Origin of the sequence: Aeromonas sp. MR7, from assembly GCF_963899385.1 — a bacterium.
Lineage (GTDB): Bacteria > Pseudomonadota > Gammaproteobacteria > Enterobacterales > Aeromonadaceae > Aeromonas > Aeromonas bestiarum.
Genome location: NZ_CAWQXH010000011.1, coordinates 800,429 through 816,491 on the forward strand (window position 1 = coordinate 800,429; position 16,063 = coordinate 816,491).

Below are 16,063 nucleotides of genomic sequence, written 5' to 3' on the forward strand. Positions count from 1 at the left end.
GATTGACTCCTCAGGGCAGCAGGCTCTTGACATCGATAGGTTTGGCTTCGTGCTCGGCATCCCCTTTCGGCTTGCCGTCGATGGCCATACCGCTCATGCGATAGAAGTTGTAATCCGGGTATTTGCCGGGCCCGCTGATCAGCAAGTCTTCCTTCTCGTACACCAGATCCTGGCGGCGGTATTCGCCCATCTCGAAATCCGGCGTCAGCTGGATGGCGGTGGTGGGGCAGGCCTCTTCGCACAGGCCGCAGAAGATGCAGCGGGAGAAGTTGATGCGAAAGAACTCAGGATACCAGCGACCATCGTCCCGCTCCGCTTTCTGCAGCGAGATGCAGCCGACCGGGCAGGCCACGGCGCAGAGGTTGCAGGCCACGCAGCGCTCGTCGCCGTCCGGGTCGCGGGTCAGCACGATGCGGCCACGGAAACGGGGGGCGGCATAGACAGCCTCTTCCGGGTAACTCAGGGTTTCGCGCGGGCGCCAGGCATGGGAAAACACCATGCCCAGACTGCGAAGTTGGGTACCGACACCCTTGATTATGCTAACAATTTTCATAGTCGTGCCTCACTGCACATTCATCAGCACCACAGCCCCTGAGCCTTGCATCCCGAGCGGGGTGCAAGGCGCGAGGCAAGCAGACGTTCCAGCCAAACGGCATCACAATGTTCATATCCATTCCGGCCTCACTGCGCACTCATCAGCACCACGGCACCCGTGATCAGCATGTTGATCAGGGTCAGCGGCAGGCAGACTTTCCAGCCAAAGGACATCACCTGGTCAAAACGCGGACGGGGCAGGGAGGCCCGCAGCAGAATGAAGAGCACCATGAAGCAGGCGGTCTTCAGGGCAAACCAGATGAAGGGCGGCAACCAGGGGCCGTGCCAGCCACCGAAGAACAGGGTCACTATGAGGGAGGAGATCAGCACTATGCCGATGTACTCGCCCACGAAGAACAGACCCCATTTCATGCCCGCATACTCGATGTGATAGCCGTCGGCGAGCTCCTGCTCGGCCTCCGGCTGGTCAAACGGGTGGCGGTGGGTGACGGCGACGCCGGCAAACAGGAAGGTGATGAAGCCCAGGATCTGGGGCACCACGTTCCACAAGCCCGCCTGGGCCTCGACTATGTCTCTCAGGTTGAAGCTGCCGGTCTGGATCACTATCCCCATCAGGGAGAGCCCCAGGAACACCTCGTAGGAGAGGGTCTGGGCCGAGGCGCGCAGGCTGCCGAGCAATGAGTACTTGTTGTTGCTCGACCAGCCGGCGAACAGCACGGCATAGACCGCCAGTCCCGCGATGGCCAGTATGTAGAGCAGGCCCACGTTGAGATCCGCCACGCCCCAGGTGGGGGTGAGCGGCACCACGGCAAACGCCAGAATAAAGGCGGTAAAGGCGATGATGGGGGCCAGGATGAAGATCCGGCGATCCGCGAACGGCGGGATCCAGTCCTCCTTGAAGAACATCTTGACCATGTCGGCCGCCAGCTGCAGCAGGCCGAACGGGCCCACCCGGTTGGGGCCGTAGCGATCCTGCCACAGCGCCAGCAGGCGACGTTCGATGAAGCTCATGAAGGCGCCTGCCCCCACTATCCCCACCAGCACGATCAGCGCCTTGCCGACTTCAATCAGCAGCTCCATCAGGGAATCACTCATGCGATCGCCTCCTGCAGGTTGTTGATGTAGGCCTGTTGCAGCGCGGTCGGAAGACCGTTCACGCCGAGCGGCAGACCCAGCAGACCCTGTGCCAGAGCATGGCTCAGCCGCAGCTTGAGGCGCCAGTGGTTGCCACCCCAGGAGAAGCTCACCTGGTTGCCCGCGTTGAGGGCAAGGCGAGCCGCATCGGCCGGGTTCAGCACCAGCTCGGGCTCGTTCATGCGGGCCTGGATCACCGGGCTGCGAGCGGAGAGCTCCTCGCCGCCAAACAGCTGGTCATAGTTGACCACCTGCAGGGCTTCCTGAGCCACGAAGGGGGCAGGTATGGCATCAAACCAGCCAAGATTGTCTTCACCCGGCTCCAGCAGGCGGCGACCGGGATCACCGGCGCGCAGCTTGCCGCCCACCTCGTCCTGGAACTTGTTCCAGGCCGATGGCGAGTTCCAGCCCGGCGCCCAGGCAAACGGCACCTGTTGCATCGGCTGGCGGGCACCGGCATAGCCTTCCATGGAGAAGTTGAAGGGGGAGTCCGGATCCTGGGCCACTCTCGGCTCGCTGACGTTCTGATCCGCCAGCATGGAGGTGCGACCGCTGTAGCGGTGCGGCTCACGAGCCAGTTTCATGCCACGGATCCGCAGCCCGGCGTTGGGCGAGGCTTCCAGCATGGGAGCGAGCAGCGGCGTCGAGGCGGCGCAGGCACTGCTGATCTCGTCAAGGTTCTGCCAGCGCAGGGGCTTGTGATCGAGAGCCCCCTGCAGCGCGGCCAGCCAGCGCCACCCTTCCCGGATCTGGATGTCGGCGTTGTAGAAGGCCGGTGCATAGACCTGGAAGTAGCGCTGGGCACGGCCCTCCATATTGACGAGGGTACCATCGGCCTCGGCAAAGCTGGCGGCAGGCAGCACCAGATCGGCCTTCTGGGCGGTCTGGGTATCCTGATGATCGACCACCAGCAGGTGTTGCAGGCGGGCTATGGCTGCATCGACCCGATTGCGCGGGGCGCGGCGATAGAGATCGTTCTCCAGGGTCACCAGCGCCAGGTTATCCTGGGCTTCGATGCGCTCAAGGGCCGCTTCCAGCGATTTGCCTGACGACTTGCCTGCATCCAGCATGGCCAGACCCAGACTGTTGGCCTCTTGCGCCACCAGTGCCAGGCTGACGTCCTGACCACGGCCCTTGAGGGCACGGGCTATGTTGCTGGCAGCCTCGATCAGTGCCGGAGTGCGGGCGCCGGAGCCTGCGATGATGAGCGGCTTTTTGGCGTTGCCAAGCAGGTCGGCCCAGCGAGCGGCTTGCGCCTGCTGTTCTTGGCCGAGATCGGCCAGGGTCGGTGCCGAGCTGTCGAGCAGATGGGCGATGGCGAAGCCGAGGCGGGCCTGATCCGCGTGGGGGGCGTGCAGTTTTTCTGCCGCCACGTCGTCGAGGCGGGTGCTGTCCAGGCTGGTGATGAGCAGCGGGTAGCGCTCATTCTGGCCCAGGGTCTGCACCGCAGCGACCTGCCACAAGTCCACCTTCATCTTGCGGGCGATCTCGCGCGCCTTGCCCTTGACCGACTGGCGCAGGGCCAGGGCGATGCGGGCGGCGCTCATGGTGACATCTTCACCCAGCACCAGAATGGCGTCGGCCTCTTCCATGTCCCGCAGGCTCGGCGTGCGAATGCCGCCGTGTTGCAGTATGTGCAACATCTTTTGCAGGCACTCCCATTCGCTCTGCTCGACGCCGCAATAGAAGTTGTCGGCACCTACCAGCTCGCGCAGGGCGAAGTTGCTCTCCAGCGACGCGCGGGGAGAGCCGATGCCGATGACGCCGGCCGCAGTGCGCAGGGCGTCGGCGGCACGGTTCAGGGCGCCGTCCACCGTGATGGCCAGCTTGTCGTTGCCGTCACGCAGCAATGGCTGACGCGGGCGATCCGCCAGATTGACGTAGCCATAGCCAAAGCGGCCGCGATCGCACAGGAAGTAGTGGTTGAGGCCACCGTGGAAGCGGTTCTCGATGCGGCGCAGCTCGCCGTAGCGCTCGCCCGGGCTGATGTTGCAACCGACCGAGCACTGCTGGCAGATGCTGGGGGCAAACTGCATGTCCCACTTGCGGTTGTAACGCTCGGAGTGGGTCTTGTCGGTGAACACGCCGGTGGGGCAGACCTCCACCAGGTTGCCGGAGAACTCGCTCTCCAGGGTGCCATCTTCGACCCGGCCGAAATAGACGTTGTCGTGGGCGCCATAGACACCCAGATCCTCGCCGCCGGCGTAATCCTTGTAGTAACGCACGCAGCGATAACAGGCGATGCAGCGGTTCATCTCGTGGTTGATGAAGGGCCCCAGTTCCTGATTCTGGTGGGTGCGCTTGGTGAAGCGGTAGCGACGGTTGTTGTGGCCCGTCATCACCGTCATGTCCTGCAGGTGGCAGGCGCCACCCTCTTCACATACCGGGCAGTCGTGGGGGTGGTTGGTCATCTGCCACTCCACCACCGTCTTGCGAAACTCTTTCGCCTCTTCGTCTTCGATGGAGATATAGGTGCCATCGGTAGAGGGGGTCATGCAGGACATGACCAGGCGGCCGCGCTTGTCGTCGGCATTCTGATACTGCTTGACCGCACACTGGCGGCAGGCGCCGACGCTACCCAGCGCCGGGTGCCAGCAAAAATAGGGGACGTCCAGCCCTAAGGAGAGACAGGCTTGCAGCAGGTTGTCTGCCCCGTCTACCTCGTACTCTTTACCGTCTACAAAAATGGTGGCCATACAACTTCCCTGACATCAATTAGATAAAACGCGCAGATTGGATTAGCCGGCAGGCGTAATCAGACAATGGCGTCATCAAACATTCGTGAATTCTGGTTTGCACCTGTGTTGCATGAAACGGCCGATCAGGCTTCGCCCATCGGCCCTGCGTCCTCGTCTTACCAGCGTTCACCCAGCAGATTGGGCTGGATCCCTTTGAGCAGCTTGTGATTATCTTGCGGTCCCTTGATCCCGGCCTCGAACTCGGCGCGGAAATACTTGAGAGCGCTGCCAAGCGGCTCGACGGCGCCAGGGGCGTGGGCACAGAAGGTCTTGCCCGGGCCGAGGAAACTGACCAGCTGTTCCAGCGTTGCCAGATCTCCTTGCTGACCCTCGCCCCGCTCCAGCGCCCGCAGCAGCTTGACGCTCCAGGGCAGGCCGTCGCGACAGGGAGTGCACCAGCCACAGGATTCACGGGCGAAGAACTCTTCCATATTGCGCAAGAGCCCCACCATGTTGATGCTGTCATCCACCGCCATGGCGAGGCCCGTCCCCATGCGGGTACCGACCTTGCCGATGCCGCCGGCATACATCTGGGCATCCAGGTGCTCGGGCAGCAGGAAGCCGGTACCGGCCCCGCCCGGTTGCCAGGCCTTGAGGCGGTAGCCGGGCTTCATGCCACCGGCGTAGTTTTCAAACAGCTCGCGGGCCGTGATGCCAAACGGCAGCTCCCAGACCCCAGGGTTGTTCACCTTGCCGGAGAAGCCCATCAGCTTGGTGCCGTGATCTTCGGAGCCCGGCAGCGCCAGCCCCTGATACCAGGCAACCCCGTTGCCTATGATGGCGGGCACGTTGCACAGGGTCTCGACGTTGTTGACGCAGGTCGGCTTGCCCCAGACGCCGGAGACGGCGGGGAAGGGGGGCTTGGCGCGCGGGTTGGCGCGGCGCCCTTCCAGCGAGTTGATGAGCGCCGTCTCTTCGCCGCAGATGTAACGACCGGCGCCGGTGTGGACGAACAGCTCGAAGTCAAAGCCCGAGCCCAGGATGTTCTTGCCGAGCAGGCCGGCGGCCTTGGCCTCTTCCACCGCGCGGCGCAGGTTGATGGCGGCATCCACGTACTCGCCACGCAGGAAGATGTAGCCGCGATAGGCCTTGAGGGCCTTGGCGGAGATGATCATTCCCTCGATCAGCAGGTGGGGCAGTTGCTCCATCAGCAGCCGATCCTTGTAGGTATTCGGCTCCATCTCGTCGGCGTTGCAGAGCAGGTAGCGTATGTTCATGCTCTCGTCTTTGGGCATCAGGCCCCACTTCACCCCGGTGGAGAAGCCGGCGCCACCGCGACCCTTGAGGCCGGCATCCTTGACGGTGCCGACTATCTCGTCCGGGCTCATCTGGCCGAGGGCTTTGCGGGCAGCGTCATAGCCCTGCTTGCTCTGGTATTCATCCAGCCAGACCGGCTGGCCGTCGTCACGCAGCCGCCAGGTGAGCGGATGGGTCTCGGGGGCGCGCGCGATCAGGTTGGCCGTGCCGATGGAGGCGAGAGGCGTGGTCGGCCGTGGGCTCATGGACATAGGTTGGCCTCCGGGGTCTGGTTGCGTTCAAGGCGCATGGGCAGATTGCCCTCGTGAAGACTCATGGGTAGGCCTCCAGGGTCTTGAGCAGGCTGATGGCATCGAGTCCGCCATAGGTGTCGTCGTCGATCATCAGCGCCGGCCCCTTGTCGCAGTTGCCGAGGCAGCAGACGGGCAGCAGGGTGAAGCGGCCGTCGGCGCTGGTCTGGCCGGGGGCCAGATCCATCACTTCCTTGAGGCCGGCCAGCAGCCCTTCGTGGCCGTTGATGTAACAGACCATGCTGTCACAGACCCGGATGATGTGGCGTCCGACCGGCTGGCGGAAGATCTGGCTGTAGAAAGTCGCAACCCCTTCCACGTCGCTGGCGGGAATGCCGAGTTCGGCAGCGATGGCATGGATGGCACCGTCCGGTACCCAGCCGCGGGCCTGCTGCACTATCTTGAGCGCTTCTATGCTGGCGGCGCGGGGATCTTCGTAGTGGTGTATCTCATGCCGGATGGCATCGCGTTCGGCCTGGCTCAGGACGAAGCCGTCCCCCTTGCCCTGGCACTCACTTTGCCCCTGCGGGGTCTGATTGTTTTGGCACTGACATTGCTGGCTCATGGCTTAACCTTTTGTGGCTTGTCCTTTTTGTCGCGTAACGGTTGTTTAGTAACAGCGGTTACTCAACGATCCACATCCGACATAACGAAATCGATACTGCCCAGGTAGGCGATGAGATCCGACACCATGCTGCCCCGGATCACCGAGGGGATCTGTTGCAGGTGAGCAAAGCTCGGGGTGCGGATCCGGGTCCGGTAGCTCATGGTGGAGCCATCGCTGGTCAGGTAATAACTGTTGATCCCCTTGGTCGCCTCTATCATCTGGAAGGATTCGGCGGCCGGCATCACCGGGCCCCAGGACACTTGCAGGAAGTGGGTGATCAGGGTCTCTATGTCTTGCAGGGTGCGATCTTTGGGCGGCGGCGTGGTGAGCGGGTGATCCGCCTTGAATGGCCCCTCCGGCATGTTCTTCACACACTGCTCTATGATGCGCAGGCTCTGGCGCATCTCTTCGAGGCGTATCATGCCGCGGTCGTAAACATCACCGTTGGCACCGACCGGCACCTCGAACTCGAACTGATCGTAGCCGGAGTAAGGGCGCCATTTGCGCACGTCAAAGTTGAGGCCGGTGGCGCGCAGACCGCCCCCCGTGATGCCCCACGCCAATGCCTGTTCTGTGGTATAGGGGGCGACGCCTATGGTGCGGCCGCGCAATATGCTGTTGCGCATGGCCGCCTTCTCATAATCCATCAGCCGCTTGGGCAGCCAGTTCAGCAGGTTATCCTGGATGAGACGAGCCCAGCCCACCGGCAGATCGTGCGCCACGCCGCCGATACGGAACCAGGCCGGGTGCATGCGTGCGCCCGTGATGGCTTCGATGATGGTGTAGATCTTCTGCCTGTCGGTGAAGGTGAAGAAGACGGGGGTCATGGCGCCCACGTCCTGGATATAGGTCCCGAGGAACAGCAGGTGGCTCTGGATGCGGAACAGCTCCGCCAGCATCACCCGGATCACGTCGACCCGGTTTGGCACCTTGATGCCCGCCAGCTTCTCGACCGCCAGCACATAAGGCAGGTTGTTCATGACGCCGCCCAGGTACTCGACCCGGTCGGTATAGGGGATGTAGCTGTGCCAGGACTGACGCTCACCCATCTTCTCGGCACCGCGGTGGTGATAGCCGATGTCGGGCACGCAGTCGCGGATCTCCTCGCCATCGAGCTGCAGCACCAGCCGGAAGGCGCCGTGGGCGGAGGGGTGGTTCGGGCCCAAGTTCAAGAACATGTAGTCCTCGTTCTCGTTGCCCCGGTTCATGCCCCACTCTTCGGGTTTGAACAGCAGGTTGTCCTGTTCCTGATCCTGTTTGACCGCATCGAGCATGAAGGGATCGAACTCGGTGGCGCGCGCCGGATAGTCTTTGCGCAGCGGGTGACCCTGCCAGCTCTTGGGCATCATGATGCGGGTCAGATGGGGGTGACCATCGAAGTTGATGCCCATCAGATCCCACACTTCCCGCTCGTACCAGTTGGCGTTGGGGAAGTGGCGGCTGATGGTTGGCAGGCTCAGATCGCTCTCTTTGAGCGGCACCTTCAGCATCACATCGGCGTTGCGGTCGATGGAGATGAGGTGATAGAAGACGGTGAAGTCGCTCTCGGGCAGGCCGTCGCGATGGCTGCGCATCCGCTCGTCGGTGGCGCTGAGATCAAACAGCATCACGAACGGGGAGGGGAGCTTGCGCAAGAAGCCGATCACGTCCAGCAGCAGCTCGCGGGAGAGCCAGACCACGGGCACGCCGGTGCGGGTGGTCTGAACGGTGAAGCGCTCGGCGCCAAAGTGGGCAAACAGCTCGCCGACCACCTGGGCATCCTGGTGATCGCTCGGTTGCCACTGGGCCATGGTGTAGTTACTGGGGAATTCTCGAGTCAGCTTCATGATCAGATCTCATCCGGCGTGCGCAGGTTGGTAACGTTGATCCGCTCGCCGCGCTTGCGTTCCTTCTCGGCCTGCATCTGGGGACGGTAGATCCCCTGATCGCCCACCACCCAGGAGAGGGGGCGGCGTTCCTTGCCGATGGAATCCTGCAGCAGCATCAGGGCCTGCAGGAAGGCCTCGGGACGGGGCGGGCAGCCTGGAATGTAGACGTCGACCGGCAGGAACTTGTCCACGCCCTGTACCACTGAGTAGATGTCATACATGCCGCCCGAGTTGGCGCAGGCACCCATGGAGATGACCCACTTGGGTTCGAGCAACTGTTCGTACAGGCGCTGGATGACGGGTGCCATCTTGATGAAGGGCGTCCCTGCTATCACCATGAAATCGGCCTGACGCGGCGAGGCTCGAATAACCTCGGCGCCGAAGCGGGCCACGTCATGGGGGGAGGTGAAGGCGGTACACATCTCCACGTAGCAGCAGGAGATGCCGAAGTTGTAGGGCCAGAGGGAATTTTTGCGACCCCAGTTGACGGTGTCTTGCAACACCTCCTCGAGACGCCCCATCATGATGCCGCGTTCAGCCTGTTGCGCCAGCGGATCATCGACTGTCTGGCGCTGTTCCTGGGGGTAGCGCTCAACCGGCGCATCCGGGTCAATCCGGGTCAGGGTGTACTTCATGGTGCAACCTCAAAGGGAATATCGGTAATTCAGTCTGGCTTCTTGTCAGTCAGAACGCGTTTCTTTGGTGCCCAGTCGAGGGCGCCGATGCGCCACAGGTAGATAAGACCTACCAGCAGCAGGGTGATAAAGATGGCGGCTTCAATAAAGCCGACCCAGCCACTCTCCCGAACGGAGACGGACCAGGCGAACAGATAGAGTGCCTCGACGTCGAAGATGACGAAGAACATGGCGACCAGGTAGAACTTGGCGGAGAAACGCAGACGGGCATTGCCAACCGAATCTATGCCCGATTCGAAGGGCTTGTTTTTGGCTCGACCGTAGGCACGGCCTCCCAGCAAGGCGGCCAGACCTATCATGATCAGGCACAGGCAAATGGCTGCAACGACATAGATAGCAAAAGCCCAATGCTGGACAGCAATATCAGCAAACATATAGGTTTTCCCTAACCGAATTAATCATGTGACTTAACAAGGGTGTTACGCATTATGCCACTTCCATACTGATTTACATGTCATTTCAAAGGATTAATTATTAATCATGGGGGGAAAAATCGGTTTTTGCTAGCAAGGTCAATTTTCTCATTTGAGAATCATTTTCAATGGCGCGAATAGACCCGGAAAACGGCGCGCCGCAGGGGTCTGTACAGCGTGGCATGCGGGGAAAATAGGGGATGCTGGTCGGATGACTTGGGCGATAACGGCTGGATGAGATGCAAAGAAAACCCCGCTGGGCGGGGTTTGCTGATCAGGGTTTGAGGATGGGGAGCGCCTCTTCGGCAGCCTTGCCTTGGGAGAGGGTGATCTCGACCCGGCGGTTGGCCTGTCGATGCTCAGGCGTGTCGTTGGCATAGCGCGGCTGGGCATCGGCCACCCCCTGAGCTATGACCCTGGTTGCGTCCAGCTTGGGGTTGGTGAGCAGGGTGTGGACGATGGAGGCCGAGCGCAGCACCGACAGCTCCCAGTTGCTGCGATAGAGCTCTATCGGCGCCTGTGAGTTGTCTGTGTGGCCTGTCACCACCACCTTGCCCGGGATGTCGGCCAGTATGCCGGAGATCTTGCTGACCAGCGGAATGAACTGGGGCTGCAGGAAGGCCGAATCGGCCGGGAACAGCGCCTTCTCGCCGATGCGGATCACCAGCTGGCTGCCGAGCTGCTCCACCTCCAGATCTTTGGATTCAATCTGTGCCTTGAGCTGCTGCTCGAGTTTCTTCTTGGTGACCTGTACCCACTCCTGTTCCTTGGTCTTGTGCGGCCAGGCTTCGGTGGCACTCGGCTTCTCCGAGGCCCCTATGGTTTCGTTGAAGGGATCTGCCGCCGCGGTCGGCGCCTCTTTTTCCAGCACGGTTTCTTTATCCGGGCTGCTGGGGGCCGTTCTGGATTCCGGCTCCAGGATCCCGGTGCCGCCCTGCATCACAGGGGAACCCGCGGGTGGAGAGATGAGGCCGATTTTACCCAGCGACTCGATGAAGCCCTGGATCAGCACCCGGGTCTCGGACTGTTTGGCCATGGCAAAGGAGTAAAGCACCACGAACAGGGCGAACAACAGGGTCATGAAGTCGGCATAGGAAACCAGCCAGCGTTCGTGGTTCTCCGGCGCTTCAGGCTTTTTCTTTTTGGCCACCATGGCCTCCCAGATAAGGTTCGAGGGTAACTTGTAACCGGGCTTGCGACTCGCCATCCACGATACAGAGGATGCCGGTCAAGGTCATCTCCTTGTAGTGGCGGATATCATGGGCAAACCCCTTGTAGCGGTTACCGAAGGGAAGAAAGATCAGGTTGGCGGCACCCACCCCGTAGATGGTGGCGATGAAGGCCACCGCGATGGCACCACCCAGTTTGTCAGGGGCATCCAGCAGGCCCATGGCGTGGATCAGGCCAAATACCGCGCCCACTATCCCCATGGTCGGGCAGTAGCCGCCCATGGCCTCGTAGAATTTGACAGTCTGCTCGAGATCCTCATGCTCGAACTCGATCTCGTTCTCCAACACCTCGTGGATCTTGGTCTTCTCGTAGCCATCGACCATCATCTGTACCCCTTTTTGCAGGAAGGGATCCTTGATCTCGTCGATCATGCCTTCCAGGGCCAGCATGCCGCTGCGTCTGGCGTTGCCGGCCAGGGTTTCCAGCAACTGCGCCTGCTCCAGCATGTCGAGTTTGGGGGGGGCAAGCAGCCACTTGAAGCGCTTGAAGGTTTTACCGACGACGGAGAAGGGAAACTGGGTCAGTGCGGCACCGACAGTACCACCGATCACTATGAGGAAGGCTGGCAGATCGAGCAGGGCGCTGGGATGGCCCCCCTCGATGATGTTACCGCCAAGGATACAGATTATTGCAAAAATCAGGCCAATCAAGCTCATTCTTTGTACGTCCCTGAATATTGATAATGGCTAGTGTAGCTATTTAAGTATCAGTTTTTCAAAATGATATCCAATCGGTGTGCAATAAATCAGAGCCGGGTCCGGCGGGAAAATATTTGACAGCGCAGGGTGGCACACCTGTCTGGACAGGGCGAGAAACCAGGCATTGTGATACCGAGGGGCAAGGACGCCTGATATGAAGAATGCCCCCAGGGTCATGCCGGTGTTTTTCGAGCGGGTGGTGAGAGCATTAGCCGCTCGAGAGCCGATGGCGCAGGCCAGAAAGCAAAAAGCCCGACCAGTGGGTCGGGCTTTGCAATTTGGCGGTGAGGGAGGGATTCGAACCCTCGATACGTTGCCGTATACACACTTTCCAGGCGTGCTCCTTCAGCCACTCGGACACCTCACCAAATTTTCGACCAGAGTTTAACGTGTTTGGCCAACACTGCGTTCGCCGCGCCGTTGCGCTGGAACGGGGCGTAATTTAGGGGAAAGGGCTGCCGGGGTCAACCACTTTTCCCCTTATTTTTCATAATCTTTATCGGATGCCTATCCCTTGAACAGAATGCCGGTTTTTTAAACCCGATCAGGGCTTGTCCAGGATGATCAGGCTGTCGGGCAGCTCATTCTGATCCCGGGTCGCCGGGAAGGCATCGGTGAGGATGGCGCTGGTGCGCTCCACGCACTCGATGAATCCCTGCTCCACTTCCCGGTTGCGCACCCGTTGGGTGAAGTCGTCGATGATCGCCTGCCACTGGGCATTGTCGATGTGCTGGGCTATGCCGTCGTCCACCAGTATCTCCACGTAGTGCTCGGCCACCGAGACGAAGATCAGCACCCCCAGCCGGTCCCGGGTGCGGTGCAGCCCCTGTTCGACAAACTGCAGGCGAGCCATCAGCGCCGCCCTGTGCCGGCGTACCTTCTTCGGGATCAGGTACATCTTGATGGGGGTCCAGTGGAACAACAGGCTCAGCAGCAGCCAGACCGACCACTGTGCCAGCAGGATCTCGTACCAGCCGAGCCAGAAGCCGAGCTCAAACACCAGCAGGGGCGTGAGCATGGCAATCAGCGCTGCCCACAGGGTGGGAATATAGCGATAGCCGTCGCTGGCTGGCGCCAGCACTGTGACCAGTTCAGCATCCGTTTCCAGCTCAGCCTCGCGAACCTTGGCCTGCAGTGTGTGGAAGAACTGTTTAGAAATCATGGTGTCGTCTCTTCATTCCTGTATTCCTGTTACCAACCACCGGAGGCTCCGCCGCCGCCAAAACTGCCGCCGCCCCCACTGAAACCGCCACCGCTGCCGCCACGGCCACCGAAGCTGCCGGCCCCGAAGCCTCCGGTCAGCAAGGCCGCGCGGCGTCGGCCACCGCTGCCGCCCCCTCCGCCACCGCCGCGCAGGTTGTGCAGCACTAGCATCACAATCACCATCAGGATGAACAGCCAGGGGCCGCCCAGCTTGCCCTCCTGTTTGTCGGTGTCCACCGGCGTATACTCACCCGCCAGCGCCTGCATGATGCTCCGGCTGCCGGCGACCACGCCGGCGACCATGTCGCCACGCTTGAAGGCGGGCAGGATCCGGGTCTGGATGATGTTGGCCGCAATGGCGTCGGGCAGGGCACTTTCCAGCCCATAACCCACCTCGATGCGCACCTTGCGTTCATCCTGGGCGATCAGCAGCAGGACGCCGTTGTTCTTGCCCTTCTGACCTATGCCCCAGTGGCGGCCGAGCTGGTAGCCGTACTCCTCTATGGTGTCGCCATCCAGCGTGTCGATGGAGACCACCACCAGCTGGATGCCGCTGCGTTTTTCAAACGCGGCCAGTTGCTGGGTCAGCTGATGGGCCTGCTTGCGGGACATCAGGTTCGCCTCGTCCACCACCCGGCCGCTGAGGGCCGGAAAGGTGGGGGCGGCTTGCAGCGCCGCCGTCCACAGCAGCAGACAGGGCAACAGCCAGCGAACAAGCCTGCTCATTGGAAGCTGACCTTGGGCGCCTCATCGGCACCTGGCTTGGCACTGAAGCTAGGTTTGGCCTCCAGATCCGAATAGAGCAACTTGGACCAGATGACGCCGGGGAAGGTGCGGATCTCGGTATTGAACTGGCGCACCGCCTCTATGTAGTCGCGGCGGGCCACAGAGATACGGTTCTCGGTGCCTTCCAGCTGGGCCTGCAGGGTGAGGAACTGCTGATCCGCCTTCAGATCCGGATAGCGTTCGACCACCACCATCAGCCGGGATAGGGCGCTGGAGAGCTGGTTCTGGGCAGCTTCAAACTCCTTGAGCTGGGCGGGATCGCTCACCTGCACGCTGCCGACCCGGGCACGGGCGTCGGTGACAGCTTTCAGGGTCTCCTGCTCATGGCTGGCGTAGCCCTTGACGGTGGCCACCAGATTGGGAATGAGATCGGCCCGGCGCTGGTACTGGTTCTCAACCTGGCCCCAGCTCGCCTTGACCTGTTCATCCAGGGTCGGAATGTTGTTCATGCCGCAACCCGTCAGTCCCAGCAGCAGGGTCAGGGTCAACAGGCTCTGCGTTGTCCTGCGCCAGAGTGAAGTGGCCATCTTGTTGTTCTCCATTGAAATTTCTAGCGGATATAGGTGCACCATAACAGCTTGTGGTCAACTGCCACAACGGGCGGGCAGCCTGGGTTTGCTGTACGCCATCGAGACCTTGGGCAATTGCGGCTTGTCCTTGAGCCAGGAGGCCAGCTCGGCGCCGCAGCCATTGCCGGGCGGGATCGGGGCCTGGGGCTGGCAATCCGGACTGCCAGCCGGACAGCGCAGACGCACATGGAAGTGGCTGAAGTGGCCGACCCAGGGACGCAGCTTGGCGACCCAGGGTTCGTCGGCGGCCCGTTTGCACACCTCGCCCTTGAGCACAGGGTTGATAAAGATGCGGGCCACCTCGGGCTTGCTGGCCGCAAGGCGCAGCAGTTCCAGTTGCTGGGGGCCGAAGCGTCCCGGCAAGACCCGGTAACTGGGCTCGTCGATCAGCGCCCACTCCCTGGGGGCATCCTGCTCCCATTTGCTGATAGGCTGGTTGGCCATCCGAAACCAGATGTCGGCATCGAGCCCGGTCTGGTGGCTGCGATGGCCCGAGCTGAACGGGCCGCCGTGGGCCATGGCCAGATCGGCGATATAGAGATCCGGCATGCCGGCCATCCGGGTCTGGTTTGCCAGGGTCGTGAGGTAGTGAATAAGGTCGGGGTGACCGTAGTAGCGCAGCCGTTTGCTGCGGATCACCTGATAGCCGGGCCCTGTCAGCGGCAGGGCCACGCCATTTTTGAGGCAGCCGGCCGAATAGCCGCCAATGGCTTCGGGATCGATCGGGCGGGTGGTCCCGGTATGCAGGGCACTGGCCATGAAGAGCAGGGTGGTAGCAAGCATGAGACTCCCGACAATCACGCTAAGAGGTGGGCTCAGATAACCCCAATCATATCAAGAGTCTGGCAAGGTCGTCACCCGACTTGCCGGTCGGGTTGCATCTTGGCGTCCGGCTCCCGCACAATGCGCGCCACAGCCAGGTGAGCGCACGAGAGCATGAGGAGAAGGAGATGAAGGTGAGTGAGCTGGTGGAGAAGGCGGGGCTCTGTTGCCTGATGCCTCCCGCCCGACGTTTTTATCCTGTGATGGGGGTCTTGCTGCTGGCGAGTCTGGTAACCGTGCTGGCCGCCGTCGGCCTGGGTTATCCGACGATGGGGCTGCTGCCCTGGGTGGGTCTGGTGTTTGGCGGCATAGTGCTGCTGATGATGGTGCTGCCTCGCAACTGGCAGCGCTGGCGACTGGCCGAGCTCGCCTGGGACGATGAGCGCCTCTATCTGCTCAATGGCAGCGATGACAGGGCGCTGGCACTGCCAAGAGCGGCCCTGGTCGGCATAGAGCGGGATCGCAAGGTGGGCCACGACGGCCAGTGGCTGGAGTTCAGCCTGGATCTCAGGCTCGATGGCGAGCAGCTCGCGGCGGCGACCAAACTGATGGGGCTAGGCCGTGAGGGAACCCACGAGGTCGCGCCCGGCATTTATCGCTTTGGCTTTAAACGGGCCTGGCACGGTCGCCGTGCACTCAAGGAGATGCTCAAGGCGCTGCTCCCCATTTGAGCTGACTATTTTCTCGACAATCCACCCCAAAGCTCAGATACTGCCAGTGACTCGAATTGATCTTGCCTGTTCTGTTCGCCCAAGAGATCAATGACTTGAGTGAACAGGACGGGGAGTGCCTCGGCATGATGCCCTGGCAGGTCCGGCATGGAGGTTGTGCCCTTACTTCTGTGTTGGTGATTGGATAGAGAAGGCACCTTGAATCGAGAGTGGATGGCATGAAGATTTACGTAGGTAATCTGTCGTACCGGATGACGGCCGACGAACTGACAACCGTGTTCAGCCAATTTGGGCAGGTAGAAAAGGTCGATATCATCATCGATCGCGATACCGGTCAGTCCAAGGGGTTTGGCTTTATTGAAATGCCTGTCAATGGCGATGCCGAGAAGGCCATCGCCGGTTTGCATGGCACCGAAATCGGTGGCCGCACCATCACAGTCAACCAAGCCAAACCGAAGACAGATGCACCACGTGGTCGCCCCCAGCGTCATCGTTGAGTTGCCTCGATAATGCAAAACGGCATGGGT

16 protein-coding genes and 1 tRNA gene are annotated in these 16,063 nt (G+C 61.4%); 2 read left to right on the top strand and 15 right to left on the bottom strand.

The features are described from left to right. Positions 1 to 10: 10 nt before the first annotated feature. From nuoI to mepA, 15 genes are all read right to left on the bottom strand, one after another. Complete coding sequence (nuoI, locus tag AACW87_RS08640) at positions 11 to 553, bottom strand: NADH-quinone oxidoreductase subunit NuoI (protein ID WP_043136700.1); 543 nt, start codon at positions 551 to 553, stop codon at positions 11 to 13. A gap of 128 nt (positions 554 to 681) precedes the next feature. Beyond that, entirely contained in the window at positions 682 to 1,650 is a 969-nt protein-coding gene (gene nuoH, locus AACW87_RS08645; protein WP_043136698.1) for an NADH-quinone oxidoreductase subunit NuoH, read from the bottom strand. After that, positions 1,647 to 4,385: an NADH-quinone oxidoreductase subunit NuoG gene (gene nuoG, locus AACW87_RS08650; protein WP_241324735.1), complete on the bottom strand. Its 2,739-nt coding sequence runs from the start codon at positions 4,383 to 4,385 to the stop codon at positions 1,647 to 1,649. Before nuoG ends, nuoH begins: the two co-directional genes overlap by 4 nt. A 158-nt stretch (positions 4,386 to 4,543) precedes the next feature. Continuing rightward, positions 4,544 to 5,929, bottom strand: a complete 1,386-nt coding sequence (gene nuoF / locus AACW87_RS08655; protein WP_043136999.1) for an NADH-quinone oxidoreductase subunit NuoF — start codon at positions 5,927 to 5,929, stop codon at positions 4,544 to 4,546. Between the two features lie 67 nt (positions 5,930 to 5,996). Then, positions 5,997 to 6,539: an NADH-quinone oxidoreductase subunit NuoE gene (gene nuoE, locus AACW87_RS08660; RefSeq protein ID WP_043136692.1), complete on the bottom strand. Its 543-nt coding sequence runs from the start codon at positions 6,537 to 6,539 to the stop codon at positions 5,997 to 5,999. 62 nt (positions 6,540 to 6,601) lie between these two features. Continuing rightward, entirely contained in the window at positions 6,602 to 8,407 is a 1,806-nt protein-coding gene (gene nuoC / locus AACW87_RS08665; RefSeq protein WP_043555314.1) for an NADH-quinone oxidoreductase subunit C/D, read from the bottom strand. Positions 8,408 to 8,409: 2 nt separating this feature from the next. After that, positions 8,410 to 9,084, bottom strand: a complete 675-nt coding sequence (locus AACW87_RS08670; RefSeq protein WP_042034369.1) for a NuoB/complex I 20 kDa subunit family protein — start codon at positions 9,082 to 9,084, stop codon at positions 8,410 to 8,412. Positions 9,085 to 9,113: 29 nt separating this feature from the next. Continuing rightward, on the bottom strand, positions 9,114 to 9,518 hold the full coding sequence (locus AACW87_RS08675; RefSeq protein ID WP_042865893.1) for an NADH-quinone oxidoreductase subunit A: 405 nt from the start codon (positions 9,516 to 9,518) through the stop codon (positions 9,114 to 9,116). A 313-nt stretch (positions 9,519 to 9,831) separates the two neighbouring features. After that, positions 9,832 to 10,710, bottom strand: a complete 879-nt coding sequence (locus AACW87_RS08680) for a flagellar motor protein MotB (protein ID WP_043555315.1) — start codon at positions 10,708 to 10,710, stop codon at positions 9,832 to 9,834. Beyond that, positions 10,685 to 11,443 carry a flagellar motor protein gene (locus tag AACW87_RS08685; protein WP_043555316.1) on the bottom strand — a complete coding sequence of 253 codons (759 nt, stop codon included), beginning with the start codon at positions 11,441 to 11,443 and terminating at the stop codon, positions 10,685 to 10,687. The genes AACW87_RS08680 and AACW87_RS08685 overlap by 26 nt, the downstream gene beginning before the upstream one ends. 321 nt (positions 11,444 to 11,764) lie before the next feature. After that, positions 11,765 to 11,852, bottom strand: a tRNA-Ser gene (locus AACW87_RS08690). 177 nt (positions 11,853 to 12,029) lie between these two features. After that, entirely contained in the window at positions 12,030 to 12,647 is a 618-nt protein-coding gene (locus AACW87_RS08695; RefSeq protein ID WP_098984343.1) for a TPM domain-containing protein, read from the bottom strand. A 29-nt stretch (positions 12,648 to 12,676) separates the two neighbouring features. Further along, entirely contained in the window at positions 12,677 to 13,414 is a 738-nt protein-coding gene (locus tag AACW87_RS08700) for a TPM domain-containing protein (RefSeq protein ID WP_241324736.1), read from the bottom strand. Then, the gene (locus tag AACW87_RS08705) at positions 13,411 to 14,016 is read right to left on the bottom strand and encodes a LemA family protein (protein ID WP_172955367.1); all 606 of its coding nucleotides are present in this window, start codon (positions 14,014 to 14,016) and stop codon (positions 13,411 to 13,413) included. The genes AACW87_RS08700 and AACW87_RS08705 overlap by 4 nt, the downstream gene beginning before the upstream one ends. 42 nt (positions 14,017 to 14,058) lie before the next feature. Further along, the gene (gene mepA, locus AACW87_RS08710) at positions 14,059 to 14,826 is read right to left on the bottom strand and encodes a penicillin-insensitive murein endopeptidase (protein WP_241324737.1); all 768 of its coding nucleotides are present in this window, start codon (positions 14,824 to 14,826) and stop codon (positions 14,059 to 14,061) included. Between the two features lie 167 nt (positions 14,827 to 14,993). On the opposite strand from mepA, the gene AACW87_RS08715 reads away from it, so the two are divergent. Together AACW87_RS08715 and AACW87_RS08720 are read left to right on the top strand one after the other, a co-directional pair. Beyond that, complete coding sequence (locus AACW87_RS08715; protein ID WP_241324738.1) at positions 14,994 to 15,536, top strand: hypothetical protein; 543 nt, start codon at positions 14,994 to 14,996, stop codon at positions 15,534 to 15,536. Between the two features lie 218 nt (positions 15,537 to 15,754). Continuing rightward, positions 15,755 to 16,033 (top strand): RNA recognition motif domain-containing protein, encoded by a 279-nt coding sequence (locus tag AACW87_RS08720; protein ID WP_080741091.1) that lies wholly within the window; start codon positions 15,755 to 15,757, stop codon positions 16,031 to 16,033. The last annotated feature ends 30 nt before the right edge of the window (positions 16,034 to 16,063 follow it).